Here is a 26,378-nt window from a genome sequence, read left to right on the forward strand (position 1 = left end):
GGTCGAAAGACAGCGGCAAGGGGACTGGTCATATGTGCCGCACACGCGAAGTATAACAGCCTGGCAAAAACGCGCCTGTTTTGTTTCAGGTTTGCAATGTCGCAAGTAAAGAAAAGGAGGCCAGGCATCGATCTCGCCGTCTGGGAAACGCTCGCTATACGTATCAAACCAGGCGCGCAGGGCTTCCAGGCCGTGCCACGGCTCAGGGCGCAGGTACTGGCAGATATACAGGCCGGCCTCCGTCAGCCTGGCGTCGGTATCGGGCATGGCGCCGGGCGCCTGCGGCCGTGCCGCCAGCAGCTGCGCGATGTGCTGGCGCTGCTCTGGCGTCAGGCTGGCCGCGATCCTGAATTCAAATCCCATGTTTTCTCCTTGAAGAACAGGCTGCTGTCGTGGTCATTTTTCATTATCGAAAAAATTGCATATAGCTTGGCATTCTTTCCGTTTTTGTTTTCAAAGTATCTCGTCCATACTGCATAGCACTGGCCCGGCACACACAGCGTGACGCAAGGGCAGGAATAGCAGCACCGTATAACGACATCTCTATTTTTATATTCAATTATTTTCACTAAGGAAAACATCATGCCTATCGCCACCGCCCAAGCCGCACAAAAACTGCTGACCCCGAACGATCATACCCTGATCATGATCGACCACCAGTCGCAAATGGCCTTCGCCACCCGTTCCATCGACCTGGCCCTGCTGCGTAACAACGCGGCCTTGGTGGCCAAGGCGGCAGCGGAATTCAAGGTGCCGACGATTTTGACGACGGTGGCGGCGAAATCGTTCTCAGGCCCGATCTTCGACGAAATCCAGTCCGTCTTCCCGGATCAGGCGCCGATCGACCGCACCAGCATGAACACCTGGGAAGATGCGCGCATCGCCGACAAGGTGAATGGCTACGGCAAGGGCAAGATCGTGCTGGCCGGCCTGTGGACCTCCGTCTGCATCGTGGGCCCCGCGCTGTCGGCGCTGGAGCAGGGTTTTGAAGTCTACGTGATCGCCGACGCCAGCGGCGACGTCTCCGACGAAGCCCATGCGATGGCCATGCAGCGCATGATACAGGCGGGTGCGCAGCCGATGACGTCCGTGCAATACTTGCTGGAACTGCAGCGTGACTGGGCCCGCGGCGAGACCTACAACGAGACGGTGGCGACGGCCGTGGCGCACGGCGGCGGCTATGGCCTGGGCCTGATCTACGCCAAATCGATGTTCAACGCCAGCGAAGGCCATTGATTTTTCGCTGATTTTGGCTCCGTCGCCCGCCGGCGGGGCCGTGTTTTCATTTGATCCGGGAGTTCCCATGCACGCAAACACCATCTTGCTCAACGGCCGTTTCCACACGGTCGACAGGACGCAGCCGCTGGCGTCCGCCGTCGCCATCGCCGATGGCAAATTTCTCGCCGTGGGCGACGTGGAAGACGTGATGCGCCATCGCGGCCCCGCCACGCAGGTGATCGACCTGGCTGGCCGCACGGTGATTCCCGGCTTGAACGACTCGCATTTGCACCTGATCCGCGGCGGCTTGAACTACAACCTGGAATTGCGCTGGGAAGGCGTGCCGTCGCTGGCCGATGCCTTGCGCATGTTGAAAGAACAGGCGTTACGCACGCCGAATCCGCAATGGGTGCGCGTCGTGGGCGGCTGGACGGAATTCCAGTTCGCGGAAAAGCGCATGCCGACACTCGATGAAATCAACGCGGCCGCGCCCGATACCCCCGTCTTCATCCTGCACCTGTACGACCGCGCCTTGCTGAACCGGGCCGCCCTGCGCGTGGTCGGCTACGATAAAAATACGCCGAACCCGCCCGGCGGCGAGATCGTGCGCGATGCGGCCGGCAATCCGACCGGCTTGCTGATCGCGCGGCCGAACGCCATGATCCTGTATGCCACACTGGCGAAAGGCCCCAAGCTGCCGCTGGAATTGCAAGTGAACTCCACGCGCCAGTTCATGCGCGAATTGAACCGCCTCGGCATCACCAGCGCCATCGACGCGGGCGGCGGCTTCCAGAATTATCCCGAGGATTATGCCGTCGTCGACGAGCTGGCGCAAAAAGAACAGCTGACCATCCGCATCGCCTACAACCTGTTCACGCAAAACAAGGGCGCGGAACTCCAGGACTTCCAGAAGTGGACGGGCATGATCAAGCCCGGCGACGGCACGGATTTTTACCGTCATAACGGCGCCGGCGAAATGCTCGTGTTTTCCGCCGCCGACTTCGAGGATTTCCTCGAGCCGCGCCCCGAGCTGGCGCCCGGCATGGAAGACGAGCTGGAAAAGGTCGTGCGCCATCTGGTCGAGCAGCGCTGGCCGTTCCGCCTGCACGCCACCTATGACGAATCGATCAGCCGCATGCTCGACGTGTTTGAAAAGGTCAACCGCGACACGCCGTTCGGCGGCTTGCACTGGCTGTTCGACCACGCGGAAACCATCAGCCCGCGTAATATCGACCGGGTCAAGGCGCTGGGCGGCGGCCTGGCCATCCAGCACCGCATGGCCTTCCAGGGCGAGTACTTCGTCGAGCGCTATGGCGCCGACGCGGCGAAAGCCACGCCGCCCGTGCAGCGCATGCTCGACGCGGGCGTGCCCGTCGGCGGCGGCACGGATGCGACCCGGGTCGCCAGCTACAACCCGTGGACGGCGCTGTACTGGCTGGTTTCGGGGCGCACCGTGGGCGGCCTGGCCCTGACGGATGCGGCGGGGCGATTGTCACGCGACACGGCGCTGGAACTGTGGACGGCGGGCAGTGCCTGGTTCTCCAGCGAGCAAGGCAAGAAAGGGCGCATCCGCGAGGGCATGCTTGCCGACCTGTCCGTGCTGTCGGCCGATTATTTTACGGTGCCGGAAGAGGCGATCAAGTCCATCGAATCCGTGCTGACCATGGTGGGCGGCAAGGTCGTCTACGGTCAGGCGGAGTTCACCAATCTGGCGCCGCCACCGATTCCCGTACTGCCAGAGTGGTCGCCCGTGCGCACGGTGCCCGGCCATTACCGGCCCGTGGCCAAGCAGGCGCAAGCCGCCATGCCGCACCAGTGCGCGGGCGCCTGCGGCGTGCACGCCCACGCCCACGACCGGGCGCGCAAGTCGGCCGTGCCGATCAGCGATTTTTCCGGTTTCTGGGGCACCCTGGGCTGCAGCTGCTTCGCCTTCTAGGAGCGGGCTGGCCTTATTTGGAAATGCGCAGGATGGCCGAGGCAAGCCGCGTGAAACAGGGGCTCAGGTCGCTGTCCGTGGCCGCATAGCAGTACAGGCCCACGGGTTCGGCCGGCTTGCGGCAAGCCGCTTTCGCATCGGTGGTATTGGCCAGGCAGCGCAGCAAGTCTTCACCCAGTTCATTGTCCGGCCCTTCCTTGTTTTTCAGCGAGGCGCCCATGCCCAGGGTAAAGACGTAAATGCCTTCCTGACGCGCTTTGGCCGCCATCGCCTCGACCAGGTTGCGCGAGGCGCGGTGCACATTCGTCCATTGCACCTGCGCCGATGAGAGGGACGAGGTCACGACGCGCGGTGTGTTGGTGACGATGGGAAATTCGCGCAGCGCCGCGTCGTTGGCTTTGGCGTACTCGTTATTCGCGTTGTACCAAGGAGGAAGCGCCGTGATCTGCATGGCATCGCAGTCGCCGTACTGGCGCGTATCGCTCACCGCCATCTTGTACAGACCGACCAGCGCGGGGTTTTGCAAAGCCGTAAAAGTGGCCAGCGCGCCCGCCGTCTTGCAGTTGCCGCCCGTATTGGGGAAGTACGAGGAAAATGCCGCAGGCGAGCCGTCGGAAAAAAACACGATGACGCGCAGGCTGGAGCGGTTGACCTGTCCGATGTCGTTCAGCTGCTTGCGTGCCTGGAACATGCCTGCGGAAGAATTGGTGCCGCCGACAAAGGCGAATTGATCGATCTTTCCACCGTTCATGGTCATGCTGGCGCGGTCGAAACCGCGCTCGATCTGTCTGATCGGGACATCGATCTGCGCTTCCGAAGCGAAGTGCAGCAAGCCGACCCGGTCGACCGTGGAGTTGAATTTGTTCAGAAAGGACTTGCCCGCCGCCCGCACGGCGTCGGCATTGTTTTTCAGCGAACCCGAGGTATCCATCACCAGCACCATGTCCAGGTCCTTGCGGATGGTTTGCGCGCTGGCGGCCACGTTCAGGGTCTTGAAGCCGAGTACGCCCATCAGCGAGACGGGCAGCGAGGCGGTGGCCGAGACGTCGATGATGACGGTACCCTTGTCGAACGTGACGCCGACGGGGTTGAGGGTCGGCGTCGAGAGCAGGAACTGGTCCGGATAATTGATGTCGAAAAATTCCCTGGCCGACTGGCGCGCATTGGCCCGCTGGTCCTCTTCCGAGCTGCCCGCCGTGACGCCGCGCGCCGCCGCCAGGCTGGCCGAGTCGACGGCCGCGTTGAGCTTGGCCTTGACGAAGTAGCCGAGGGCCGAATCGACGGCCAGGCCCACCGAGGCGATCAAAACGACGGCCGACAGCGCCACCATGATCAGCACTTGCCCGTCTTGCCGCTTGTGTGGAATGCGCATCAGAATACCGTCATCGAAGTGAGGTTGGGCCCCAGCACGGGCGTTGTGCTGTTGCCAAATTTCAAGGTGCCGAACAGCATGTCGAAATGGTAGAAAGTTTCCACGGCGTAGATCAGTTCGCCGTCGGCCAGCTGGTCCCGCATCAAGGCCACCGTGGGGGCGGACTCGTCCTTGGCGATGCCCGTGCACGCGCCATTGCTCCAGCTGCCGCATTGCCACACCTGGCTGGCGGGCAGGTAGCCGCTGGCGTTGGCGCCCGCCTCCCAGCGATACTGTTCCAGCACGATGTTGCGCATGCCGCTCTTGGCCGTGTAGCCCATGATTTTGGTGATGTAGATCATGCCGCGCTGGTTCATGTCCAGCGGCGGCGTGCTGGCTGCCAGCGCATTCATGATGGCCTGGCTAGATCCGCTCAGGTCGGACGTGGAGCGCGAAGCCAGGTTGGCGCCTTCGCGGCTGATGTTGAGCAAGATGGTCTTGGTCTGGATGGCGCGCGACAGGTCGACCACCATGAACAGCAGCAGCGCCAGCAGTGGCAGCACGATGGCAAATTCCACGGCGGCGATGCCGCGCACGAGGCGCGCAGGAGAGTGACCGCGCATCACAGGCCGCCAAAGCTTTCATTGCGCATGGTGGCGGCCACGACGAAATGCGCCTGGCCATCGCGGAACAGGGCACGGATCATCGGCGTGGCAAACGCCCAGCGGCAATCGACGGAAATGACGACGATATCGCCGGCCTGGCCGAACATGGCGGCGCCGACGGCATCGCTGCCGTTGACGGCGATCACGGGACTGACCTTGTCATACATGCCCATGGAACTGTCCCGTATCTTCTGTATCACGGCCTGGTAGCGCTGCTGGTTGGCGCTGTCGGGGTCCAGGTCCTTGGCCCCCGTGACGGCATAGCGTGCGCCTTCGCGCACCGCGTGCTGCATGGTCATATTGGCAAAATAAGCCATGCTCAATTCGATGATGCCGATTATCAGCATGAGAAAGACCGGCGTTATCAGGGCAAATTCAAGCAAGGTGGCACCGCCTTGTCCGCGGTGCTTGCGGAATATGCGGGAATCGGCCTGTTTTAAACGCATGGGAATAATCCGGTAAAGTTCCGCGATGACAAATGTCGGGCGGATGGCATTGCGCCATTTGACTGGAGATTATTCTATATTGATTTTCAAGGGCGTGGCCGCTATTTAAATTATTACAGGTCAAGATAATCGAAATTAACTGCCATATTTCAATTGTGCCGGCCCCGTCCCGATAAGGCCGGGAGTAATATGCGCGGGTATGAAAACAGGCCTGATGTCAGGATTGTCCTGCGTGCAGGCAAGGACTTGTTTTGCAAGGTGATGCAACAAAAATGCTGCAATGTAAGCAACAGCAGCGGTGGCAGCAGCGCTGGCGCGCCCGCGCCGCGTCCGCCCCGGCCACGCTGCCCATCCATCGGCACACGCCCGCCATGCGGCGCCCGCTGGCCTGGGCCACGCACCGCGTTTGCGCGTGCCGGCCCGATGCCTCTTCCTTCGTGCCCCCGTGACTTCTTTCCCTGCGCGCAGCTGCGGAAGGCGCGCGCGCGGGCGAGGCAGGCAAGCCGATTCGGATCAACAACCCTCCCCCGAGGGGAGTGGGCTTCAAGTAAAGAGGTAAAGCATGTCAACAAAAAATGTCATCCGCGTCATGCTGGTGTCGGACCACAAGACCTGGCTGTGGGGCCTGGAGCAGCTGCTCGCCGGTGCCCAGCCGGCGATGCAGGTGGTGGCCAGCTCCACCGAGATCGACAGCGCGCTGCTGCTGGCGCGGACCCTGTGTCCCGACGTCATCGTGCTCGACGCCGACCTGGGCTGCAGCGGCGCCAGCGCCTGCGCCATCGACTATCTGCCGCAGCTGCTCGGCAATGGGGTGTCGCGGGCCTTGCTGTTCAGCGGCACGCAGGACCAGGCCGCATGCGCTCGCGCCGTACGCAGCGGCGCGCGCGCGGTGCTGGGCAAGGAAACGCCCGTCAAGCAGATGGTCGACGCCATCGCCCGCCTATATCAGGGCGAGTTGTGCCTGGATCCGGCGCTGCTCGACAGCATGCTCGGCGTGCTGAACAAGCCGGAAGCGGCGCCCGATCCGGAAGAGCAGCGGATCGCCAGGCTGACGCTGAAGGAGCGCAAGATCGTTGCCATGATGGTGGAGGGAAATGGTGCGCTGAACCGCGCGATAGCCCAGCGCGCTTTTATCTCGGAGCAAACCTTGCGTAATCATCTGACATCGATCTACAGCAAGCTCGATGTCACCAACCGCCTGGAATTATATGTGTACGCCACCCGCAACCGGCTGGCCGAGCCCATCCACGCGGAATGACGGTACATATGTACTGAATGTGAATAAAAAATTAAGATGATTTGTACTGTGCATAAAATGACTTTTCTCTGATTCGATTTGATGTTTGTTTATATAAAATACACGCATCAGAAAATGGCAAATAAAAACAAGGATGATGTTTTTATTTTCAGACTGTATTTTCAGTTTTTATCATGTTTGAAACTTGACCTGAAAGGGAATAATATGAATTGCATTAAAAACTTTATCGCCGAAGAAGACGGCGTGACTGCGATCGAATATGCGCTGATCGCTGCGCTGGTGGCTGCGGCGCTGGTAACGGCCGTCGGCTATTTCACCACCGGCCTCGATGGCGCCTTCAAGGCGATCGGCACCAAGCTGACGGGCGCGGCGATCTAAAACGCCGGCTCACCGCGCTGCACCCCGACAGGCCGGCTGCCGATCCGGCCCGGCCTGCCGACCTCCCGCCCAACGATGCGCATGCTGTCCTGCGCTCGGCTTGCATCAGGTACACGATGGATCCTCATTCTTTCTGGACGTTCAGCCCCGCCATACTCCTATGGGGGCTGCTTGCTGCGGCTGTCTGGCATGACGTGCGCCGCCGGCGCATTCCCAACCGCCTGGTGTTTTCCGGCGCCGTGCTGGGCGTGTTGCTCAACAGCCTGGCCTTGCCCGGGGTAACGACGGCCGGACCGTGGCTGGCGCTGGGCGGCCTGGCCGTCGGCCTGGGCTTGCTGCTGCCCATGCATGCGATGAAAGCGCTGGGCGCGGGCGACGTCAAGCTGATGGCGATGGTGGGGGCTTTTCTCGGTCCGCGCGCCACCGTGTTTGCCGTGCTGTGCAGCCTGCTCGCGGGCGGCGTGCTGGCGCTGGCCGTCGCCCTGTATCAGGGCACGCTGCGCCAGGCGCTGGCGAATGCCCGCCAATTGCTGCTGCAAGGCTGGCTGCGCGCCGCGGCGGGCGAGGCGCCGCAGCTTGATGCACCTGCCGCGCCGGGCGGCAGCTTGCCGTACGCGATCGCCATTGCCGCCGGCACCGCCATCTGGCTGGCCCTGGCGGCCGGCGGCCATGCATGACGCGCCCGTCCGGAACCCCACGCTTGATCAAGAGGAAAAACAATGAGAAATAGCCGCGTTGCGATCGTGCTGCTGCTGGCGCTGCTGATGGCGGGGGCCGCCGTGCTGGCGGCCGCGCGCTGGATGTCGGGGCAGGGCGCGCCGGCCAGCCAGACGGTGATGGTCGCGCTGGTCGATATCGGCGTGGGCGCGAAGGTGACGCCGGCCATGCTGCGCGGCACGGACTGGCCCGCCGGCGCCATGCTGCCCGGGGCGTTCGGCGAGGCCGGTGCGCTCGACGGGCGCATCACGCGCAGCGCCGTCAGCAGGGGCGAGCCCGTGCTGGAAAGCAAACTCGCGCCGCCCGGCGCCACCGGCGGCCTGTCGGCCATCGTGGCGGCCGGCAAGCGCGCCATGACGGTGCGCGTCAATGACGTTGTGGGCGTGGCCGGCTTCGCCCTGCCGGGCAATTTCGTCGACATTCTCGTGCATACGCAGGATGACCGCGCCAGGCCGGCAGGCGGCGCGCCACTGGCCATTTCCAAGATCGTGCTTGAACGCATCCTGGTGCTGGCCGTGGCGCAGGAGTCGGGCCGCGACGACAACAAGCCCAAGGTGGTCAACGCCGTGACCCTGGAGCTGACGCCGGATCAGGTGGAAAAGCTGGACCTGGCGCGCAGCGTGGGCAGCCTGTCGCTGGTGCTGCGCAACCAGGTCGATCCGGACCCCGTCAACACGGGCGGCGCCACCAAGGAGTCGTTGCTGGAACTGAAGGTGCCGGCGCCCGCGCCGGTGCGAGCGGCGCGGCGCCAGGCGGCCCCGGCACGCGCCGCAACGCGCGACAGCGTCACCGTCGTCAAGGGCATGGATACGAGCGTCCAGCAATTTTAACAATCAGCAGGCAAGCAAGGATGACCGATGAATACATTTCGTAAGCACGCCGCGAGTGCGGGCATGCGCCTGGCCCTGGCGGCAGGACTGGCCTGGCCTGCCATCGCCATCGCGGCGGCGCCCGCCAGGCAGGCCGTCATGTCGCCCGTCGCGGCGCCGGCCATGTCGCTGGGCGCCGATATCGCCCGCCTGGGCGAGCCCGTGCGCATCGCCGTGGGCAAGTCCACCTTGCGCAAGCTGAGCTTGCCGGTGTCGCAGATCGCCGTCAACGATGCGCGCGTGGCCGGCGCCAGGATGCTGGGCTCGTCCAGCCAGCTGTTCGTCTGGGGCCTGGCCCCGGGCAGCACCAACCTGATCCTGTGGGACCGGCAGCAGCGCCCCGTGATCGTCGATATTGAAGTCGAGATCGACGTCGAAGGCTTGCAGGCGCAGCTGGCCTATGTCTTCCCTGGCGAGCGCGCCGTGAAAGTTGGCGCGGCCGGCGGCAGCATCGTGCTGTCGGGGCAGGTGAGCGACGGCGTCAAGGCCAGCCAGATCCTCGAGATGGCGCAAGCCTATGCGCAGCGCGGCGTGGGCGAAGCGGCCGCAGCGGCCGATGGCGCCGCCAGTACGGGCGGCGGCGTCAAGGTCATCAATATGCTGTCGATCGCCGCGCCGCAACAGGTGATGCTGGAAGTGAAAATCGCCGAAGTGTCGAAGACCCTCGTCGACCAGCTCGGTGCCAGCGTGGGCCTCAGCGGCACGCGCGGCAACTGGAGCTATGGCTTGCTGTCGAACCTGCTCAGCGGCAACCCCAGCCAGCTGGGCGCCGTGCACGGCAAGAATGGCAACGGCCTGACGCTCGATGCGCAAAAGCGCGACGGCCTCGTCAAGGTCCTGGCCGAACCGAACATCATGGCCATCAGCGGCCAGGAAGCCAGTTTCCTGGCGGGCGGCAAGATTTTCATTCCGGTCGCGCAAGACAGCACGACCAACAAGATCACGCTCGAGGAAAAGGAATTCGGCATCGCCGTCAAGTTCACGCCCACCGTGCTGGAAGGGGGACGCATCAACCTGAAGGTGGCGCCGGAAGTGTCGGAGCTGAACCGCGAAGGCATCGGCATCACCACGGGCGGGGGCACCGCCGCCAATGCGGTGCTGCCGGCCTTTACCACGCGGCGCACCACGACCACGGTGCAGTTGTTCGATGGCCAGAGCTTTGCCGTTGGCGGCTTGATCAAGAACAATGTGACGACCAATATCAAGGCCTTGCCCTTCCTCGGCGAGATTCCCGTGTTGGGCGCACTGTTCCGCAGCAGCGATTTCCAGACCGACCGTACCGAGCTGGTATTCATCATCACGCCGCACCTGGTCAAGCCGCTCGATACCGCCGATGGCGCCGATATCGTGCTGCCGACCGACGCCTATGTGGCACCGAGCCGCGGCGAATTCTTCTTGCAAGGAAAAATGGAAGGCGCCGCCCCACCACGGCCACGGCAGGAAGCGGCCACGCAGACAGCGCCGGCCAGCCCGGACATTCAATAGGAGCACACCATGCAGCATTCCCTTTCCCTCCCCGTGCTGCTGGCCGCCCTGGCCGCCAGCGGCTGCGCCGCCACGCCGAACCTGGACCGCCAGTTCGGCCACAGCGTCGCGCAGCTGCGCGCGCGCCAGGTGCTGGCACCGCAGGCGGGCGCGAACCGCGACCCCGTGGCCGGCATCGACGGCAAGGCCGCGCAGGCCGCCCACGCGGCGTACCAGAAAAGCTTTGCCGCGCCCGCGCCGCAAGCGGCCGCCCTGACCATCGGCGTCGGGGCGCGCCCGTGAGCCTGGCACCGTCACCACAGAATCAGCAAGGCATATCGTGAAAATCGCCATCAATTCCCGGGATGAAAAAACGCTGTCCGAACTGGGGCGGCTGCTGCGCAGCCGCAACCGGCTCGACGAGATCAGCGCGGGCGGAGAATCGCTCGAACCGCTGCAGGCGGCGCAATCGCTGCCCGACGTGCTGATCTTCGACCGCCCGTCGAACGACGGCGCCGACCTGGCCGCCATCGAGCGCCTCAGCAACCTGCATCCGCGCATGGCCTTCATCGTGCTGTGCCACCAGCAGCCGCCCGAATTCCTGCTGCAGGCCATGCGCGCGGGCGTGCGCGACGTGCTGCCGTTTCCCGCCGTGCCGGCCAGCCTGCATGCGGCGCTCGAACGCATCGAGGAAAAGCTGGAGCGGCGCGAGCATGGCAACGGCAAGGTGCTGGCCTTCATCTCGTGCAAGGGCGGCAGCGGCGCCACCTTCATCGCCAGCAACCTCGGTTATGCGCTGGCCGCCGGCGGCCAGCAGCGCGTTGCCCTGATCGACATGAACCTGCATTTTGGCGACGCCTCGCTCTTCGTTTCCGAGAACAAGCCGCTGGCCACCCTGTCCGACGTCACGCGCGACATCCACCGGCTCGACTCCTCGTTCCTGGGATCGAGCATGCTGCACATCCTGCCCAACTACAGCGTGCTGGCCGCGCCCGAGGATCCGGCCCACGCCAGCGAAGTGGCGCCCGAACACATCGACGCCATCATCCGGCAAGCCAGGCGCCAGTACGATTTCATCGTGCTCGACGTGGGCCGCAACCTCGACGCCGTCAGCGTGCGCGCGCTCGACCACGCCGACATGATCTTTCCCGTCCTGCAGGCGACCTTGCCGTACATCCGCGACGGCAAGCGCCTGCTGGGCATGTTCCGCTCGCTCGAATACGCGAAGGAGAAGGTGCACATCATCGTCAACCGCCACGACAAGGGCGGCGAAATCCGCCTGCGCGACCTGGAAGCGGCCTACGGCACGGCCGTCTACCGCACCGTGCCCAATCACTATGCTTCGGCGGCCGCCTCCGTCAACCAGGGCATGCCGATTTTGCAGCTCGACAAGGCCAGCCCGATTACCCGCTCGCTGCAGGAATTCGCCGCCAGCCTGGCCGGCGGCGCGGCCAGCACGGCGCGCCAGGGCTGGCTGGGCCGGGTCCTGCGGCGAGCTTGAGTCACACGTTTGACCCACACCCCATAACCGGAGCATTTCATGGCTAGTTCCCCCACCGCCGCCTTGTCCATCCGCGAACGGCTCGGCAGCGCCAAGATCGCCACGCTCGCGCCGCAACGCGCGGCGGCCATCGACAACCACGGCTACCGCGCCCTCAAGCTGCGCATCCATGGGCTGCTGCTCGAACGGGTCGACCTGGAAAGCATGCAGCGCCTGTCGCAGGAGCGCATCCGCGAAGAACTGCGCGGCCTCGTCGAGCGCTTGCTGGACGAAGAGGCGGTCGTCATCAACGACGCCGAGCGCAAGAGCCTGACGCGCGACATTCAGCACGAGATGCTGGGCTTCGGGCCGCTTGAAACTTTGCTGTCGGACGCCAGCGTGTCGGACATTCTCGTCAACGGCCACAAGCAGGTGTATGTGGAGCGCGGCGGCCGCCTGGAGCTGACCGACATCTGCTTCGATGACGATGCCCACCTGATGAAAATTATCGACAAGATCGTCTCGCGCGTGGGCCGGCGCATCGACGAATCGAGTCCCATGGTCGATGCGCGCCTGCCCGACGGTTCGCGCGTGAACGCCATCATCCCGCCGCTGGCCATCGACGGTCCCGTGATGTCGATCCGGCGTTTCTCCGTCGACCCGCTGCGCCTGGCCGACCTGGTCGCCTACCGCAGCATGACGGCCGAGATGGCCGAGGTGCTGCAGGGCCTGGGCAAGGCGAAGATGAACATCCTCATTTCCGGCGGCACGGGCAGCGGCAAGACCACCATGCTCAACGTGATTTCCGGCTTCATCGGCCATACGGAACGCATCGTCACGGTGGAGGACGCGGCCGAGCTGCAATTGCAGCAGCCGCACGTGGTGCGCCTGGAAACGCGGCCCGCGAATATCGAAGGCAAGGGCGAGGTGAGCCAGCGCGCGCTGGTGCGCAATGCGTTGCGCATGCGCCCCGACCGCATCATCCTGGGCGAAGTGCGCGGCGCCGAGGCGCTCGACATGCTGGGCGCCATGAACACGGGCCACGAAGGCTCGATGGCCACCATCCACGCCAATACGCCGCGCGACGCGCTGACGCGGCTGGAAAACATGATCAGCATGGCGGCGGTCAACCTGCCCAGCAAGGCCATCCGGCAGCAGATCAGTTCGGCCGTGTCGGTGGTGGTGCAGGTGTCGCGCCTGATCGATGGCAAGCGCAAGGTGACGTCGATCCAGGAGATCACGGGCATGGAAGGGGAGGTCATCACGATGCAGGAAATTTTCAGCTTCAAGCAGACGGGCGTGGCCGAGGGCGGCGCCGTGGTCGGGCAGTTCTCGGCCAGCGGCATCCGCCCCCGTTTCCTCGAGCGCCTGAACAGCTTTGGCATTGGCGTGTCGGCCGCCCTGTTCGAACCTGCGGCGGCGGGGCGCTGACCGCCATGCTTTCCTACCTTGTCTATCTGTTCCTCTTCCTGGCCGTTCTGCTGCTGGTGGCGGGCACCTGGCTGGCGTGGCAGGCGGCGCGGGGCCCAAGCGCGGCGCGGGTGGCGCGGCGCCTGCAAGCCATGTACACGGCCAGCGACGGCGAACAGGCGCTGTCGATCACCAAGCAGCGCCCGCTGAGCAGCTATCCCTTCCTGCAGGGCGTGCTGGAAGGCTTGCCCGGCGCGCGGCGCATCGAGCAACTGCTGCTGCAGGCGGGCATGCGCTGGCTCGTGGCCTGTTTCCTCGGCTATTGCGCGCTTGGCGCGCTGGCCGGCCTGCTGGCGTCCAGCGTGCTGCCCTTGCCATGGTATGTGCGTCTTGGCCTGGGCGCGGGCGGTGCCGCGCTGCCGTATCTGCTGGCGCGCCGCGCCAGGAGCCGGCGGCTGGTGCGTATCGAGCAGCAACTGCCGGACGCGCTGGACCTGATGGGCCGCGCCATGCGCGCCGGCCATGCGTTTCCCACCGCGCTGAAAATGGTGGGCGAGGAGATGACGGGGCCGCTGGCCGACGAGTTCCGCGCCGTGTTCGACGAAGTCAGTTTCGGCGTCGCGATGGCCGATGCGCTGGGCAACCTGGCCGGGCGCGTGCCCAGCACGGATTTGCGCTATGTCGTCATCGCCGTGCTGATCCAGCGTGAAACGGGCGGCAACCTGACTGAACTGCTGGGCAGCATCAGCGCCATCATCCGCGACCGATTGAAATTGCTGGGGCAGGTGCGCGTGCTGTCGGCCGAAGGGCGCATGTCGGCCTGGGTGCTGGGCTTGCTGCCGTTTGGCGCGGCGCTGATGATGCACGTGATGAATCCGCAGTTCATTGCCGTGCTGTACACGGATGCGGGCGGGCGCAAGATGGTCGGCGTGGCGCTGGGCTTGCTGATGGTTGGCGTGCTCTGTATCCGAAAAATTATCCATATCCGGGTGTGACATGAAAGAAGAGACACGATGAGTGGCATGAGTGCGGCGCAGTTGGCTTTGCTGGGCCTGCTGTTCCTGATTGTTTTCGCGCTGGCCGTGCTGGTGCTGCGCCTGTTCGCCGGCAGTGCCGTGCAGCAGCGTCTGCAATCGCTCGGTGATGCGGGCGCCGCCGGCGACCGGGAGCGCCATGCGAGGCGGCGCTGGGTGGCGCACGCCGTCAGCCTCACGCGCCCGCTGGCCAGGCTGTCGCTGCCCGACGAAGGCTGGGAAAGTTCGCCCATCCGCAGCCGCTTCGTCCATGCCGGCTGGCGCAGCCAGGCCGCGCCGGCCCTGTTTTATGCGGCCAAGACGGGCCTGTTCGTGGGCTTGCCGCTGCTGCTGTATTTCCTGCTGCGCCAGGGCGGACAGAATATGCTGTTGTGGCTGGTCGCGGCGGCCGCCCTCGGCTATTACCTGCCCAACGTCTGGCTGTCGCACTGTTTGAAACAGCGCCAGCGCGAAGTGTTCGAGACCTTTCCCGATGCGCTCGACCTGATGACGGTGTGCGTCGAAGCGGGGCTGGCGATGGATGCGGCGCTGGCGCGCGTGGCGCAGGAAATCGGCCTGAAAAGCGCGGTCCTGGCCGAAGAGCTGCAACTGGTGACGCTGGAACTGCGCGCCGGCAGCGCCAAGGACAAGGCCTTGCGCAACCTGGCCCTGCGCACGGGCGTGGACGATGTGGATGCGCTGGTGACCTTGCTGATCCAGGCCGAGCGCTTTGGCACGAGCATCGCCGCGTCGCTGCGCGTGCAATCCGACCAGCTGCGCACCAAGCGGCGCCAGCGCGCCGAAGAAACGGCGGCCAGGATCGCCCTCAAGCTGCTGTTTCCGCTGATCTTTTTCATTTTTCCATCGCTGATGGTCGTGCTGATGGGCCCGGCGTTCCTGCAGATTTACCGCGTGCTGCTGCCGGCCATGCGGGGCAGCTGAAGGGTAGTCGAGCGGGCAAAAAAAAGCTGCCGGAGTTTCCTCCGGCAGCTTCTTTACATCAGCCCTTGCCTGGCAATCAGGCGAATGGCGTGAGCAGCGTAATCATCTGCCCAAAGATCTTCGGGCTGGCGGCGATGACGTCGCCCTTGTACAGGTAGTCCGATTCGCCGGAAAATTCACCGACGATGCCGCCCGATTCCGTGATCATCAGGGCGCCTGCTGCGATATCCCAAGGCTTCAAGCCTTTTTCGTAGAAGCCGTCCAGGCGGCCGCAAGCGACGTAGGCCAGGTCCAGCGCGGCCGAGCCGGCGCGGCGTACGCCCTGGCTGCGTTCGCCCATGATCGCGTACATCTTCAGGTATTCGTCCAGCGCGCGGGCGCTGCCGGCCACGTAGCCGGTGCCCAGCAGGGCGTTCGAGATGCGGTCGAGCTTGGTGACGCGGATGCGTTTTTCGTTCAGGTAGGCGCCGGCGCCCTTGGTGGCCGTGAACAGGTCGTTGCGGACCGGGTCGTAGATGACGGCTTGCGTGACGACGCCGCGATGCGCGAGCGCGATCGAGATGCAGTATTGCGGGAAGCCGTGGATGAAGTTGGTGGTGCCGTCCAGCGGATCGATGATCCACTGATATTCATTCTCGTCGTGCGAGTTGGCGGAAGCTCCCGATTCCTCAGCCAGGAACGCGTGGTCCGGGTAGGCTTTGGACAGCACCTCGATGATGGCTTGTTCGGCCGCCTGGTCGACGTCGGTGACGAAATCGTTATGTTGTTTTTCCGTGACGACGACGCGGTCGAGGTCAAAAGAGGCGCGATTGATGACGGCGGCGCCGCGGCGGGCGGCTTTGATCGCCGTGTTGAGCATTGGGTGCATGTGAGCTTCCGTTAAAAGCACGCGACCGCCCATGGCCGCCTTGCGGCGCCGGTACGATAGAGTGCAAGAATGAATTAAAGAGCGGAGCGGTGCCGAAGTGGTTAAAATCCCGGCCTGGCGTCAGCGTTTTGTGACTCCGTTTCCCGAAATTTCCTGTATCGATACCGCGCAATAGCGCTATTTTAAATGAATCTGCCCGAAATCAACACGTCTCTTTTCAAACGCCTGCGATTTATTCTTGTCGAAACTAGTCGTCCTGGCAACATTGGCGGCGTCGCGCGCGCCATGAAAACGATGGGTTTTTCCGATCTGGTGCTGGTCAACCCCCGTTTTCCCGATGCCTTGACGGATGCGGAAGCGGTGGCCTTCGCCAGCGGCGCGCAGGATATTTTGTCGGGCGCGCGTATCGTCGGCTCGATTGCCGAGGCGCTCGAAGGCTGCAATTACGCGGCCGCCGTGTCGGCCAGGTTGCGCGAATTTTCGCCGCCCGTCACTGCCCCGCGCGCCATCGCGGCCCAGCTGGCGGCCGGCGCAGACTTGCACGCGGCCGTCATCTTCGGCAACGAGCGCTTCGGCTTGCCCAACGAGATCGTCGAGCAGTGCAATGTGCTGATCAACATTCCCGCCAATCCCGAATATTCGTCGCTGAACCTGTCGCAGGCGGCGCAGGTGGTCGCCTATGAATGCCGCGTGGCGGCGCTCGGCGATGGGCAAATGGCCAGCCCCGTCGGTTTCCATGGCGACGCGGCCAGCCTGGCGCAGGTCGACGGCATGTATGCGCATCTGGAGCAGGCGCTGATCGCCATCGATTTTCTCGACGCCGACAACCCGAAAAAGCTCATGCCCCGTTTGAAACGCCTGTTTTCGCGCACGGGGCTGGAAACGGAAGAAGTCAATATCCTGCGCGGCATCGCGCGCCATATCCTGGCGGTAGCCAAAAAAGGCCCATGATAGAGACCCGGCTGCTGCGCCAGTTCATCGCCGTCGCCGAGGAACTGAACTTTCGCCGCGCGGCCGAACGGCTGCACATGGCGCAGCCGCCGCTGTCGCAGGCGATATTGCGGCTGGAAGAGGCGCTCGGCTACCCTGTTTTCGAACGCACCAACCGCAAGGTCGCCTTGACCCCGGCCGGCAGCACTTTTTTGGCCACGGCACGCCAGGTGCTGGCCACCCTGGAAGAGGGCGTGGCCGCCACGCGCCGCGTGGCGCAAGGCATCGAGGGCCACTTGCGCCTGAGTTTCATCCATATCACGCCGTATGCCCACGTGCTCGATGCCTTGCGCGCGTTTCGCGCCGCGTCGCCCGCCGTGCAGTTCACCTTGCGCGAAGCGTCGACGCAGCAGCAGGTCGAGTGGCTGGAGCGGGGCGACATCGATATCGCCCTGCTGCGCGCACCGGGCCGCAGCACGCCGGGCTTGCGCTTCGAGCGCCTGTCCGGCGAAGACATCGTGATCGCGCTGCCCTTGGACCACCGCTGCGCGGGGCTGACGCGGGTGGACCTGGCGGAGCTGGCCGGTGACGATTTCGTCGCTTCGCCGCGCGAGCTGGGCCAGGGCTTCCACGACCAGCTGGCCAGCCTGTGCCTGCATGCGGGCTTCGTGCCGCGCGTGGTGCAGCAGGCGCGCCGGCTGCAAACGGTGCTGGGACTGGTGGCGGCCGGTTTTGGCGTGGCCCTGTTGCCGGCCAGCCTGGCGGCCTGCGCACCTGCGGGCGTGGTCATGCTGCCGCTGGCAAGCGGCGCGCCCGAGGCGCTGCGCCAGCTCGACCTGTACATGGCGTGGGACCCGCAGCGCACGTCGCCCGTGCGCGAGCGGCTGCTGGCGCAGCTGCGGCGGTCTGCCGCACATTGAGACTTGAAAAGTCTCGTTTCAAGATAAATAAGATATTTTACAGATGATGGCCCAGGGGCCAGCATGGCGTTTTGCCTGTCTGGAGCCGCCATGTCCACTGTTTCATCGCGCTGCGGCGCCCTGCCGCCCGCGATTTATCTGCTCTCCCTGTGCAGCTTCGCCTTTGGCTTGTCCGAATTCATCGCCGCCGGCCTGTTGACGCCCATGGCGCGCGACTTGCACGCCAGCGTGGCGGCGGCCGGCGGCGCCATTGCCGCGTATGCGCTGGGGGCTGCCATCGGCGCCCCGATCCTGACGGCCATGCTGGCGCGCCGGCCCACGCGCCAGGTGCTGGTGGCCACCATGCTCGTGCTGGCGGCCGGCAGCATGGCCATGGCGACTGCGCCGGCGCTGGGCGCGCTGCTCGGTGTGCGCTTTGCCGTGGGACTCGCGCATGGCGTGTTCATGGCCGTCGCTTCGCATGCGGCCACCAGCCTGGTCGACCCGTCCCGCGCGGGACGGGCGCTATCCGTCGTCTGGCTGGGGCTGACCCTGGCGCTGGCGGTCGGCGTGCCGCTGGGGACGTGGCTGGGCGCCGTCTCGTCGTGGCGCTGGGTATTTGCGGCCATCGGCGTGCTGGCCCTGTGCGGCGGCGCCGGCTTGCGCTTCGCCATGCCGGCCGTGCGCCAGGAAACCGCTGCCGTCTCGGCCCTGGCCAGCCTGCGCGCCATCTTGCAGCCGCCCCTGCTGCTGGCGGCCGGCGTGGCGGCGCTGGTCAGCGTGGCCACCTTCAGTTTTTTCACCTATGTTTCGCCGTTCCTGCTGCAGCTGGGCGGACTCGATGCGGGCTGGCTGGGCGCCGCCATGCTGTGCTTTGGCGCGTGCGCCATCGGCGGCAACCTGCTGGGCGGCTGGTGCGCGGACCGTCCCCACGCGCTGCGCGCCACCGTGCTGGCATTGGGCGCGCTGGCGCTCAACTTGCTGGCGTTTTATGTGCTGCGCGCCCAGCCCGTGGCCCTGCTGGCCCTGTGCGGCACTTTGGGCTTGCTGTTCTTCGCCCTCGTGACCCTGTCCACCGTGCGGCAGCTGCGCCTGGCGCAGCAGCATTGCCCGGGCAGCGACGCCGTGGCGGCGGGCTTGAATATCGCCGCCTTCAATGCGGGCACGGCGGCCGGTGGCGTGCTCGGCGGTGCGCTGATCGTCGCCTTTGGCTTGCCCAGCATCGCCATCGGCGGCGCGCTGGCGGCGCTGCTGGCCATGTTGCTGCTGTGGTTCCCGTCGCGCAAACTAGATGGGTCGCTCTAGTTTTTGCGCGCGGATCGCCGCCCCCTTTGGCGTACACTGGCCTGCAAAAGGCCGTACAAAACAAGGGAGAATGGGGATGCGACGCAGATCGTTTCTGAAACTGGGCGTGCTTGGCGCCGGTGTGCTGGCCGCCGGCGGCGCCGCCTACCGCCTGGTGCGCGGGCCGGCGCCGCCTGGCCGCTTCGTGCTCGATGGCGAAGCGCGCGCGGCGCTGGCGGCCATCGTGCCGGCCATGCTGGGCACCGCATTGATTCGGGAAGCCACCGCGCGGGCCACGGCGCTCGATGGCGCCATCGCCGGCGTGGACACGGCCATCCGCGGCTTGCCCCTGGCGGCGCAGCAGGAGGTGCAGGACTTGTTTGGCTTGCTGGCGCTGGCGCCCGCGCGGCGTTTCGTCGCCGGCGTGCATGGTGGCTGGCTTGACGCCGACCCGGCACAGGTAGCCGCCTTTTTGCAGGCGTGGCGCACGCACCGCCTGGCCACCCTGCAGACGGCCTACTTGGCCCTGCACGACTTGATCCTCGGCGCCTGGTATGCCGATGCCGCCCACTGGGCCGCCATCGGTTATCCGGGACCGCTGCCCGAACTGAGCGCATAAGGCATCCATGAGCACATCCCCCATACCCGACCCGATCGCCATCGGCGTGGCCGCCGGCTGGAACGTCACCGACGCCAGCACCCTGGGCGCCGACCGCAGCTTCGAGGCCGATGTCGTTGTCATCGGCAGCGGCGCCGGCGGCGGCGTGACGGCGGAAATCCTCGCGCTGGCCGGCCTGAAGGTCTTGATCGTCGAAGAGGGCGGCTTGAAGTCCTCGCAAGACTTCAAGATGCGCGAAGCGGACGCTTATCCCGCGCTGTACCAGGAATCGGCCGCGCGCAAGACGCGCGACAAGGCGATCAATATCCTGCAGGGACGCACGGTCGGCGGTTCGACCACCGTCAACTGGACCTCGAGCTTCCGCACGCCGCCAGGCACGCTCGAATACTGGGGCAAGCACTTTGGCTTGTCCGGCTATGGCGTCGATGCCATGGCGCCGTGGTTCGCCATGATGGAAAAGCGCCTGCACGTGAGCGACTGGGCCGCGCCGCCCAATGAAAACAACGATCTGCTGCGCCGTGGCGCCACGGCGCTGGGCATCCCCACGGCCGCCATCCGGCGCAACGTGAACGGCTGCTGGAACCTCGGCTACTGCGGCATGGGCTGCCCGACCAACGCCAAGCAGTCGATGCTGGTGACGACGATCCCGTCGGCGCTGGCGCTGGGCGCGGGCCTGCTCGTGCATGCGCGCGCCGAGCGCTTCATCTTCAAGGGCGAGCGCGTCGACAGCCTGCAGGTGACGGCGCTCGACGCCGCCGGGCAAGTGCCGACGGGCGTGCGCCTGACGCTGCGCGCCAAACACTTTGTGCTGGCCGGCGGCGCCATCAACTCGCCTGCGCTGCTGCTGCGCTCGCAGGCGCCCGACCCGCACGGCTTGCTGGGCCGGCGCACCTTCTTGCATCCGACCGTGGTCTCGGCGGGCCTGTTCCAGCAGAGGGTCGACGCCTATGCGGGCGCGCCGCAGACGATTTATTCCGACCATTTCCTGCACGTGGCGCCCATCGATGGCCCCATCGGCTACAAGCTCGAAGCGCCGCCTTTGCACCCGTTGCTGATGGCCACCACCATGGGCGGCTTCGGCGACGAGCATGCGCGCACCATGCGCGAATTCCCCCATGCGCACGCCTTGCTGGCGCTGCTGCGCGACGGCTTTCACCATGATGCGGCGGGCGGCAGCGTCTCGATCGACAGTTTTGGCGCGCCCGTGCTCGACTATCCGCTCACGCCTTTTCTCTGGGATGGCGTGCGGCGCGCGTTGCTGTCGATGGCGGAAATCCAGTTCGCGGCCGGCGCCAGGAGCGTCTATCCCGTGCACGAGATGGCCAGCCACTACACGAGCTGGGCGCAGGCGAAGCAAGCCATCTGCGATTTGCCGATGAAGGCGCTGCTGGCGCGCGTGGTGTCGGCCCACGTGATGGGCGGCTGCGCCATGTCGGACGATGCGCGCCTGGGCGTGACGGGGGCCGATGGCCGCTATCACGGCGTGCGCAACCTGTCCGTGCACGACGGTTCTCTGTTTCCCACCTCGATAGGCGCCAATCCACAACTGACGATCTACGCGCTGGCCGCGCGCCTGGCCAGCGGCCTGGCGCAAGCGCTGACGGGCAAGCCGGCGCCCGTGCCCATCGCGGCGGCCGCATGATCGCGCGCATCCTCAAGTGGCTGATGCTGCTGCAAGTGCTGGCCGTGCTGGGCTTGGCGTACCTGGCCATGCAGGCGTGGGGCGTCGCTTCGCCGATGCTGGCCGTGCTGCTGGCGCTGGCCATGCTGCTGGCCGTGCGCGCGCTGATCGTCGTGCGCAATTTCCGGGAGAGCCGGCGCCTGGGCAGTTCCGTGCCGGCTGAATACCAGCTGGGCGCCATGGGCGCGGCGCGCCTGTTTTTCGGCGAATTGCGTGCCACCCTGTGGACGTCGTCATGGGGCATGCTGCGTCCGCGCCTGCATGCGGCCGACACCATCGCCGGCCGGGGTCTGCCCGTGCTGCTGGTGCACGGCTATGTGTGCAACCGCGGCTACTGGACAAAGCTGAGCCGGCAATTGGCGCGGGCCGGCATCGTGCACGAGGCGATCGACCTGGAACCGATCGGCGCCGACATCGAGGAGTTCGTGCCGCAGGTGGAACTGGCCATCGCCGAGCTGTGCGCCCGCACGGGCAGCGACCGCGTGATTCTCGTCGCCCACAGCATGGGCGGCCTGGTGGCGCGCGCCTGGCTGCGCCATTACGGCGCGGCCCGCGTGGCGCGCATCATCACGATCGGGACGCCGCACCACGGTACGGCGCTGGCCAACCTGGCGGCGGGCGCCAATGCGCGCCAGATGAGCCGCGTCGATGGCACGCCCAGCGGCTGGCTGGCGCAGCTGGCCGCCAGCGAGACGCCCGAGACGCGCGCCCTGATCACGTCGATCTATTCGCATCACGACAATATCGTCGCGCCGCAAGCGTCCGCGCAGCTGCCGGGCGCGCGCAATATCGCTTTCGGCGGCATCGGCCACGTGGCGCTGGCCAGCGATGCGCGCGTGCTGCGCCAGCTGCTGGCAGAAATCACTATCAAGAGCGAAGTCGCCCAGCCTCCCTCCGCTACCCATTTCGCCTGAGTCCTGTTGTGTTTTGTCTGCATGGCAAGACTGTCTCTTTTGACTCTGCTGTTGCCCATGTTTAACAACGCACGAGGCAGAAAATGCTGTTTTCCACTGGCGTACTGTATTAAGCTAACGTCAGAAGATAAGCGGGGAAAATTTGTTCATGAGGCCGCTTGAGCCGTTCTGCAGGCGTACGTGGGCCAGAAATTTCCCTGAATGTATGGCAAGATGTTATACGATTGTTATGTAGCCCGCGCATGCGGAAAAATGAGTCCATGCCGTTTTTATTGGGGGCGCTAATTGTCCGCACGTATCCTGATTATCGAAGATAACGCCACCAATATGGAATTGATGGTGTACTTGCTGCGTGCCTTCGGGTACACGCCGCTGGCCGCCTATGACGGCGAAGAGGGTGTGCGCATGGCGCGCAGCGAGTTGCCGGACTTGATCATTTGCGACGTGCATTTGCCCAAGCTCGATGGCTATGGCGTGGTGGCGGAGCTGAAGAAGGACCCGCAGCTGCGCAAGATCCCGGCGCTGGCCGTGACGGCGCTGGCCATGGTGGGCGACCGCGAGCGCCTGCTCGAAGCGGGCTTCAATGGCTACATCGGCAAGCCGATCGAACCCGACCTGTTCGTCGCGGAGCTGGAGTCTTTTTTACCCGGGGCGCCGTCGACGCCAGTTAAAAACGACATAGCCACCATCCTGATCGTCGATGATCATGTGCTGAACCGCGAGTTCCTGACCGCACTTCTCGGCTACGGCGGACACCGCCTGCTGGAGGCGGCCAACGGCGCTGACGCGCTGGAAATACTGCGTACCGAGCGACCCAACCTGATCATCTCCGACATCCTCATGCCGAACATGGACGGCTACGAATTCGTCACGCGCGTGCATGCCGATCCCGCGCTGGCCGACGTGCCCATCATCTTTTATACGGCCACCTACCGCGAGCAGGAAGCGATCCTGCTGGCGCAGGCGTGCGGCGTGCGCTGGGTCTTGCCCAAGCCGTCCGATCCCGAAGTCATCGTGCGCACCGTCAACGAGGCGCTGGGACTGATGCCGGCGGCGGCCCAGGTGCCTGCGGCGCCGGGCGCGGGCGGCGGAGCGGCGCTTCCCGCCACGGGCCAGCTGGCCGGCATCGAGCACCAGGTCAGCGGCTACCTCGACGAACTCGAATCGAGCAGCCAGCAGATTTCGCAGCTGGCCAGCCAGCGCGAGGGGCAAGCCGCGCTCCCCGAAGACCTGGGCATCATGACGGAGCGCTTGTCGCGCTCACTGTCGAGCCTGCAGGCAGTGAGCCTGCGCCTGACGGCCCTGATCGAACTGGGCATCGAGCTGGGCGCCGAACGCGATCCGCGCGCCCTGATCGAGGCGGGCTGCAAGGTGGCGCAGAATATCTGCGTCTCCAAGTACGCCTGCATCGGCGTACTGGAAGAGGGCGCCGAAAAGCTCAGCTATTTTTCCTCGTGCGGCACCGAGAAAAACCTCGACCGCATCGCCAGCACGCCGCGCACGGGCATTTTGAACCGCTTGCTGGAACAGCGCCAGCCTTACCGGGTCAATGGCTTGAAGGGAGATCCCGGCGCGCTGGGCCTGCCCGACACGCACCCGCCCGTCCACTCCTTCCTCGGCGTGGCCATCGCGTCGCGCGAGCGCAGCCACGGCTGGCTGTACCTGGTCGACAAGCTGGGGGCGAATGAATTTTCCGAAGTCGACGAGCGGGTCGCCGCCACGGTGGCGGCGCAGATCGCCGTCGCTTACGACAATCTGCTGCTGTACGACGAGATCAAGCGCCACCACGAGCAGCTGACCCTGGACATGGCGGCGCGCATCCGCCTCGATGAAGACTTGCGCCGCTTCCGCCTGGCGATGGACGCCACGGCCGACGCGATTTTCCTCGTCGACCGCGCCGGCATGTGCTTCGTCGACGTCAACCAGACAGCGTGCCGCATGCTCGGTTTCGAACGCGAGGATTTCCTGCGCGTGGGCCCGGGCCGCGCGCACGAGGGCGAATCCCAGCTGGAAGAACTGTACAACAAGCTGCTGGCCGGCGACCAGGGCGGCCCGATGACGGAATTGCAGCTGCAGCGCAAGGATGGTTCGCCGCTGTCGGTGGAAGTGCAGCGGCGCACCCTGCGCTCGGGGCAGAGCTGGATCCTGGTGGCCGTGGCGCGCGACATCACGGAGCGCAAGGATGCCGAACAGCGCCTGATGAAGCTGGCCCATTTCGACACCTTGACGGGTTTGCCGAACCGCAGCCAGTTCTACGCCTCGCTGACCCATTCGCTGGCCCAGGCCGCCGAGCACCAGTGGGCCGTGGCCGTGCTGTTCATGGATGTCGACCGCTTCAAGAATATCAACGATACCCTGGGCCACACCATCGGCGACGACCTGCTGCGCCAGTTTTCCAGCCGCCTCGTCGATTGCCTGCGCGTGCGCGACACCATTGGCCGCTTTGGCGGCGATGAGTTTGCCACCATCCTGCTGCTGCCCGAAGGCGCCCAGCATGCCGTCGGCGTGGTCGACAAGATCCGCGAGGCGATGCGCAAGCCCTTCGACTTGCAGGGCCACGAGGTGACGGTGACGGTCAGCATCGGCATTTCCGTGTTCCCCGATGATGCGGCCGATGCGGACACCCTGATTCAATATGCCGACACGGCCATGTACCGCGCCAAGGAGGCGGGCCGCGACGCCTTCCGCTTCTTCACGGCGGAAATGAACGCGCAGTCGATGGCGCGGCTGGACATGGAAAATGCCCTGCGGCGTGCCATCGACAACGAGGAATTCGTGCTGTTCTTCCAGCCCAAGGTGAATATCATTTCGGGGCGCATCAGCGGCGCCGAGGCGCTGATACGCTGGCGCCGTCCCGGCCACGGCATGGTTTCGCCGGCCCTGTTCATCCCCCTGCTGGAAGAAACGGGTCTCATCGTGCGCGTCGGTAACTGGGTGCTCGACGAGGCCTGCAAGAAGATCAGTGAGTGGGGCGCCAGCAGCATCGGCCCCGTGCACCTGTCGGTGAACGTGTCGGGCATCCAGTTTTTCGTCGGCGGCCTGGAAGAAGAGGTGCTCAAGGCGATCCGCAAGCACGATATCGCGCCCGACCTGCTGGAGCTGGAGCTGACGGAAAGCTCGCTGATGTCGAATGCCGAGGAAACCATCGCCGTGCTGCGCAACCTGAAGGCGCTGGGCATCCAGATTTCCATCGACGATTTCGGCACCGGCTATTCCAGCCTGGCCTACCTGAAGCGCTTCCCCATCGACAAGCTGAAGATCGACATCGCCTTCGTGCGCGAAGTGACGAGCAATCCGGACGACGCGGCCATCGTGCTGGCCATTATCAGCATGGCCCACAGCATGAAGCTGGAAGTGATCGCCGAAGGCGTGGAAAACGATGCGCAGCTGGCCTACCTGCGGCGCCATGGCTGCGACGAGATGCAGGGCTATTATTTCAGCCGCCCCGTGCCGCAGGAAGAATTTGAGCAGATGCTGATGGGTGGCAAGCTGCTGCAGGCGCCGCAGGATGCGGGCAGCGAAGAGCAGCAAACCCTGCTGATCGTCGACGACGATGTCTTCATGCTCGACGTGCTCAGCGACTTCCTGGCGCAGGACGGCTACCGCATCCTGACGGCGCAGACGGCCGCGGAGGGCTTCGACATCCTGGCGCGCCACAAGGTGCAGGTGATCCTGTGCGACCAGTGCATGCCGCTCATGAGCGGCACCGAATTCATGGAGCGGGTCAAGCACCTGTGTCCCGACACCTTCCGCATCATGCTGTCGGCCTTTGCCGACCTGACGCCCATCATGGCGGCCATCAACCGCGGCGCCGTCGACCGCTTCTATACCAAGCCGTGGAAAGGCGCCGTGCTGCGCGAGAATATCCGCGAAGGCTTCCGCCTGCACAAGCTGCTGCATGGCCAGGTGAAAGCGGCGGCCTGAGGATTTTCCGCAGCGGGTAATTGGCCGCCGCGTGCGCTGGCGCACCTTGCGCAGCAGCTTTCCACCGAATTAGACTCCCGTCTCTAGTTTTGCTCTCTAGAATAAAACGCAT

The 26,378-nt window shown here is 65.1% G+C and carries 24 protein-coding genes; 20 read left to right on the top strand and 4 right to left on the bottom strand.

What is annotated here, in order from left to right:
• Window positions 1-96 precede the first annotated feature (96 nt).
• From AC4BCN_RS10025 to AC4BCN_RS10035, 3 genes are all read left to right on the top strand, one after another.
• Window positions 97-480 (top strand): hypothetical protein, encoded by a 384-nt coding sequence (locus AC4BCN_RS10025; protein ID WP_490493187.1) that lies wholly within the window; start codon window positions 97-99, stop codon window positions 478-480.
• 102 nt (window positions 481-582) lie between these two features.
• The gene (locus AC4BCN_RS10030) at window positions 583-1,236 is read left to right on the top strand and encodes a hydrolase (protein WP_034758835.1); all 654 of its coding nucleotides are present in this window, start codon (window positions 583-585) and stop codon (window positions 1,234-1,236) included.
• A gap of 67 nt (window positions 1,237-1,303) precedes the next feature.
• Entirely contained in the window at window positions 1,304-3,154 is a 1,851-nt protein-coding gene (locus tag AC4BCN_RS10035) for an amidohydrolase (RefSeq protein ID WP_490493188.1), read from the top strand.
• Between the two features lie 13 nt (window positions 3,155-3,167).
• On the opposite strand, the gene AC4BCN_RS10040 is transcribed toward AC4BCN_RS10035, so the two are convergent.
• From AC4BCN_RS10040 to AC4BCN_RS10050, 3 genes are read right to left on the bottom strand one after another with little or no spacing between them, the layout of a single operon-like run.
• Window positions 3,168-4,526: a vWA domain-containing protein gene (locus AC4BCN_RS10040; RefSeq protein ID WP_490493189.1), complete on the bottom strand. Its 1,359-nt coding sequence runs from the start codon at window positions 4,524-4,526 to the stop codon at window positions 3,168-3,170.
• Window positions 4,526-5,128, bottom strand: a complete 603-nt coding sequence (locus AC4BCN_RS10045; RefSeq protein ID WP_490493190.1) for a TadE/TadG family type IV pilus assembly protein — start codon at window positions 5,126-5,128, stop codon at window positions 4,526-4,528. Before AC4BCN_RS10045 ends, AC4BCN_RS10040 begins: the two co-directional genes overlap by 1 nt.
• Window positions 5,128-5,616 carry a TadE/TadG family type IV pilus assembly protein gene (locus AC4BCN_RS10050; protein ID WP_485879388.1) on the bottom strand — a complete coding sequence of 163 codons (489 nt, stop codon included), beginning with the start codon at window positions 5,614-5,616 and terminating at the stop codon, window positions 5,128-5,130. The genes AC4BCN_RS10045 and AC4BCN_RS10050 overlap by 1 nt, the downstream gene beginning before the upstream one ends.
• A 562-nt stretch (window positions 5,617-6,178) precedes the next feature.
• On the opposite strand from AC4BCN_RS10050, the gene AC4BCN_RS10055 reads away from it, so the two are divergent.
• The 10 genes from AC4BCN_RS10055 (at window position 6,179) to AC4BCN_RS10100 (ending at window position 15,147) form a co-directional block, all read left to right on the top strand.
• The gene (locus AC4BCN_RS10055) at window positions 6,179-6,874 is read left to right on the top strand and encodes a LuxR C-terminal-related transcriptional regulator (RefSeq protein ID WP_490493191.1); all 696 of its coding nucleotides are present in this window, start codon (window positions 6,179-6,181) and stop codon (window positions 6,872-6,874) included.
• A gap of 204 nt (window positions 6,875-7,078) precedes the next feature.
• Window positions 7,079-7,252 carry a Flp family type IVb pilin gene (locus AC4BCN_RS10060; RefSeq protein WP_070304077.1) on the top strand — a complete coding sequence of 58 codons (174 nt, stop codon included), beginning with the start codon at window positions 7,079-7,081 and terminating at the stop codon, window positions 7,250-7,252.
• Window positions 7,253-7,368: 116 nt separating this feature from the next.
• Entirely contained in the window at window positions 7,369-7,929 is a 561-nt protein-coding gene (locus AC4BCN_RS10065; protein ID WP_490493192.1) for an A24 family peptidase, read from the top strand.
• Window positions 7,930-7,971: 42 nt separating this feature from the next.
• Entirely contained in the window at window positions 7,972-8,799 is an 828-nt protein-coding gene (gene cpaB / locus AC4BCN_RS10070) for a Flp pilus assembly protein CpaB (RefSeq protein WP_490493193.1), read from the top strand.
• Window positions 8,800-8,826: 27 nt separating this feature from the next.
• Complete coding sequence (locus AC4BCN_RS10075) at window positions 8,827-10,323, top strand: type II and III secretion system protein family protein (RefSeq protein WP_490493194.1); 1,497 nt, start codon at window positions 8,827-8,829, stop codon at window positions 10,321-10,323.
• A 9-nt stretch (window positions 10,324-10,332) separates the two neighbouring features.
• Window positions 10,333-10,605 carry a pilus assembly protein gene (locus AC4BCN_RS10080; protein ID WP_436484026.1) on the top strand — a complete coding sequence of 91 codons (273 nt, stop codon included), beginning with the start codon at window positions 10,333-10,335 and terminating at the stop codon, window positions 10,603-10,605.
• A 37-nt stretch (window positions 10,606-10,642) separates the two neighbouring features.
• Entirely contained in the window at window positions 10,643-11,803 is a 1,161-nt protein-coding gene (locus AC4BCN_RS10085; protein WP_490493195.1) for a CpaE/TadZ family protein, read from the top strand.
• 63 nt (window positions 11,804-11,866) lie between these two features.
• A complete protein-coding gene (locus AC4BCN_RS10090) occupies window positions 11,867-13,213 on the top strand; it encodes a TadA family conjugal transfer-associated ATPase (RefSeq protein ID WP_490493589.1) in 1,347 nt (448 codons plus the stop codon).
• Between the two features lie 5 nt (window positions 13,214-13,218).
• Window positions 13,219-14,187 (top strand): type II secretion system F family protein, encoded by a 969-nt coding sequence (locus AC4BCN_RS10095; RefSeq protein WP_490493196.1) that lies wholly within the window; start codon window positions 13,219-13,221, stop codon window positions 14,185-14,187.
• A gap of 18 nt (window positions 14,188-14,205) precedes the next feature.
• On the top strand, window positions 14,206-15,147 hold the full coding sequence (locus AC4BCN_RS10100; RefSeq protein ID WP_490493197.1) for a type II secretion system F family protein: 942 nt from the start codon (window positions 14,206-14,208) through the stop codon (window positions 15,145-15,147).
• A gap of 76 nt (window positions 15,148-15,223) precedes the next feature.
• On the opposite strand, the gene AC4BCN_RS10105 is transcribed toward AC4BCN_RS10100, so the two are convergent.
• A complete protein-coding gene (locus AC4BCN_RS10105) occupies window positions 15,224-16,006 on the bottom strand; it encodes an inositol monophosphatase family protein (protein WP_034758799.1) in 783 nt (260 codons plus the stop codon).
• Window positions 16,007-16,201: 195 nt separating this feature from the next.
• Here AC4BCN_RS10105 and AC4BCN_RS10110 point away from each other — a divergent pair, with 195 nt between their 5' ends.
• The 7 genes from AC4BCN_RS10110 (at window position 16,202) to AC4BCN_RS10140 (ending at window position 26,266) form a co-directional block, all read left to right on the top strand.
• The gene (locus AC4BCN_RS10110) at window positions 16,202-16,966 is read left to right on the top strand and encodes an RNA methyltransferase (RefSeq protein ID WP_490493198.1); all 765 of its coding nucleotides are present in this window, start codon (window positions 16,202-16,204) and stop codon (window positions 16,964-16,966) included.
• Window positions 16,963-17,865, top strand: a complete 903-nt coding sequence (locus AC4BCN_RS10115) for a LysR substrate-binding domain-containing protein (RefSeq protein WP_490493199.1) — start codon at window positions 16,963-16,965, stop codon at window positions 17,863-17,865. The genes AC4BCN_RS10110 and AC4BCN_RS10115 overlap by 4 nt, the downstream gene beginning before the upstream one ends.
• 90 nt (window positions 17,866-17,955) lie before the next feature.
• Window positions 17,956-19,149 (top strand): MFS transporter, encoded by a 1,194-nt coding sequence (locus tag AC4BCN_RS10120; protein ID WP_490493200.1) that lies wholly within the window; start codon window positions 17,956-17,958, stop codon window positions 19,147-19,149.
• A 70-nt stretch (window positions 19,150-19,219) separates the two neighbouring features.
• Window positions 19,220-19,747, top strand: coding sequence for a hypothetical protein (locus AC4BCN_RS10125; protein ID WP_490493201.1), 528 nt, complete (start codon window positions 19,220-19,222; stop codon window positions 19,745-19,747).
• Between the two features lie 7 nt (window positions 19,748-19,754).
• Window positions 19,755-21,389 (top strand): GMC family oxidoreductase, encoded by a 1,635-nt coding sequence (locus tag AC4BCN_RS10130; protein ID WP_490493202.1) that lies wholly within the window; start codon window positions 19,755-19,757, stop codon window positions 21,387-21,389.
• Window positions 21,386-22,342 (top strand): esterase/lipase family protein, encoded by a 957-nt coding sequence (locus AC4BCN_RS10135; RefSeq protein WP_490493203.1) that lies wholly within the window; start codon window positions 21,386-21,388, stop codon window positions 22,340-22,342. The genes AC4BCN_RS10130 and AC4BCN_RS10135 overlap by 4 nt, the downstream gene beginning before the upstream one ends.
• A gap of 285 nt (window positions 22,343-22,627) precedes the next feature.
• Window positions 22,628-26,266, top strand: coding sequence for an EAL domain-containing protein (locus AC4BCN_RS10140; protein ID WP_490493204.1), 3,639 nt, complete (start codon window positions 22,628-22,630; stop codon window positions 26,264-26,266).
• The last annotated feature ends 112 nt before the right edge of the window (window positions 26,267-26,378 follow it).

It is taken from the genome of Janthinobacterium sp. Bl 1 (assembly GCF_058215535.1).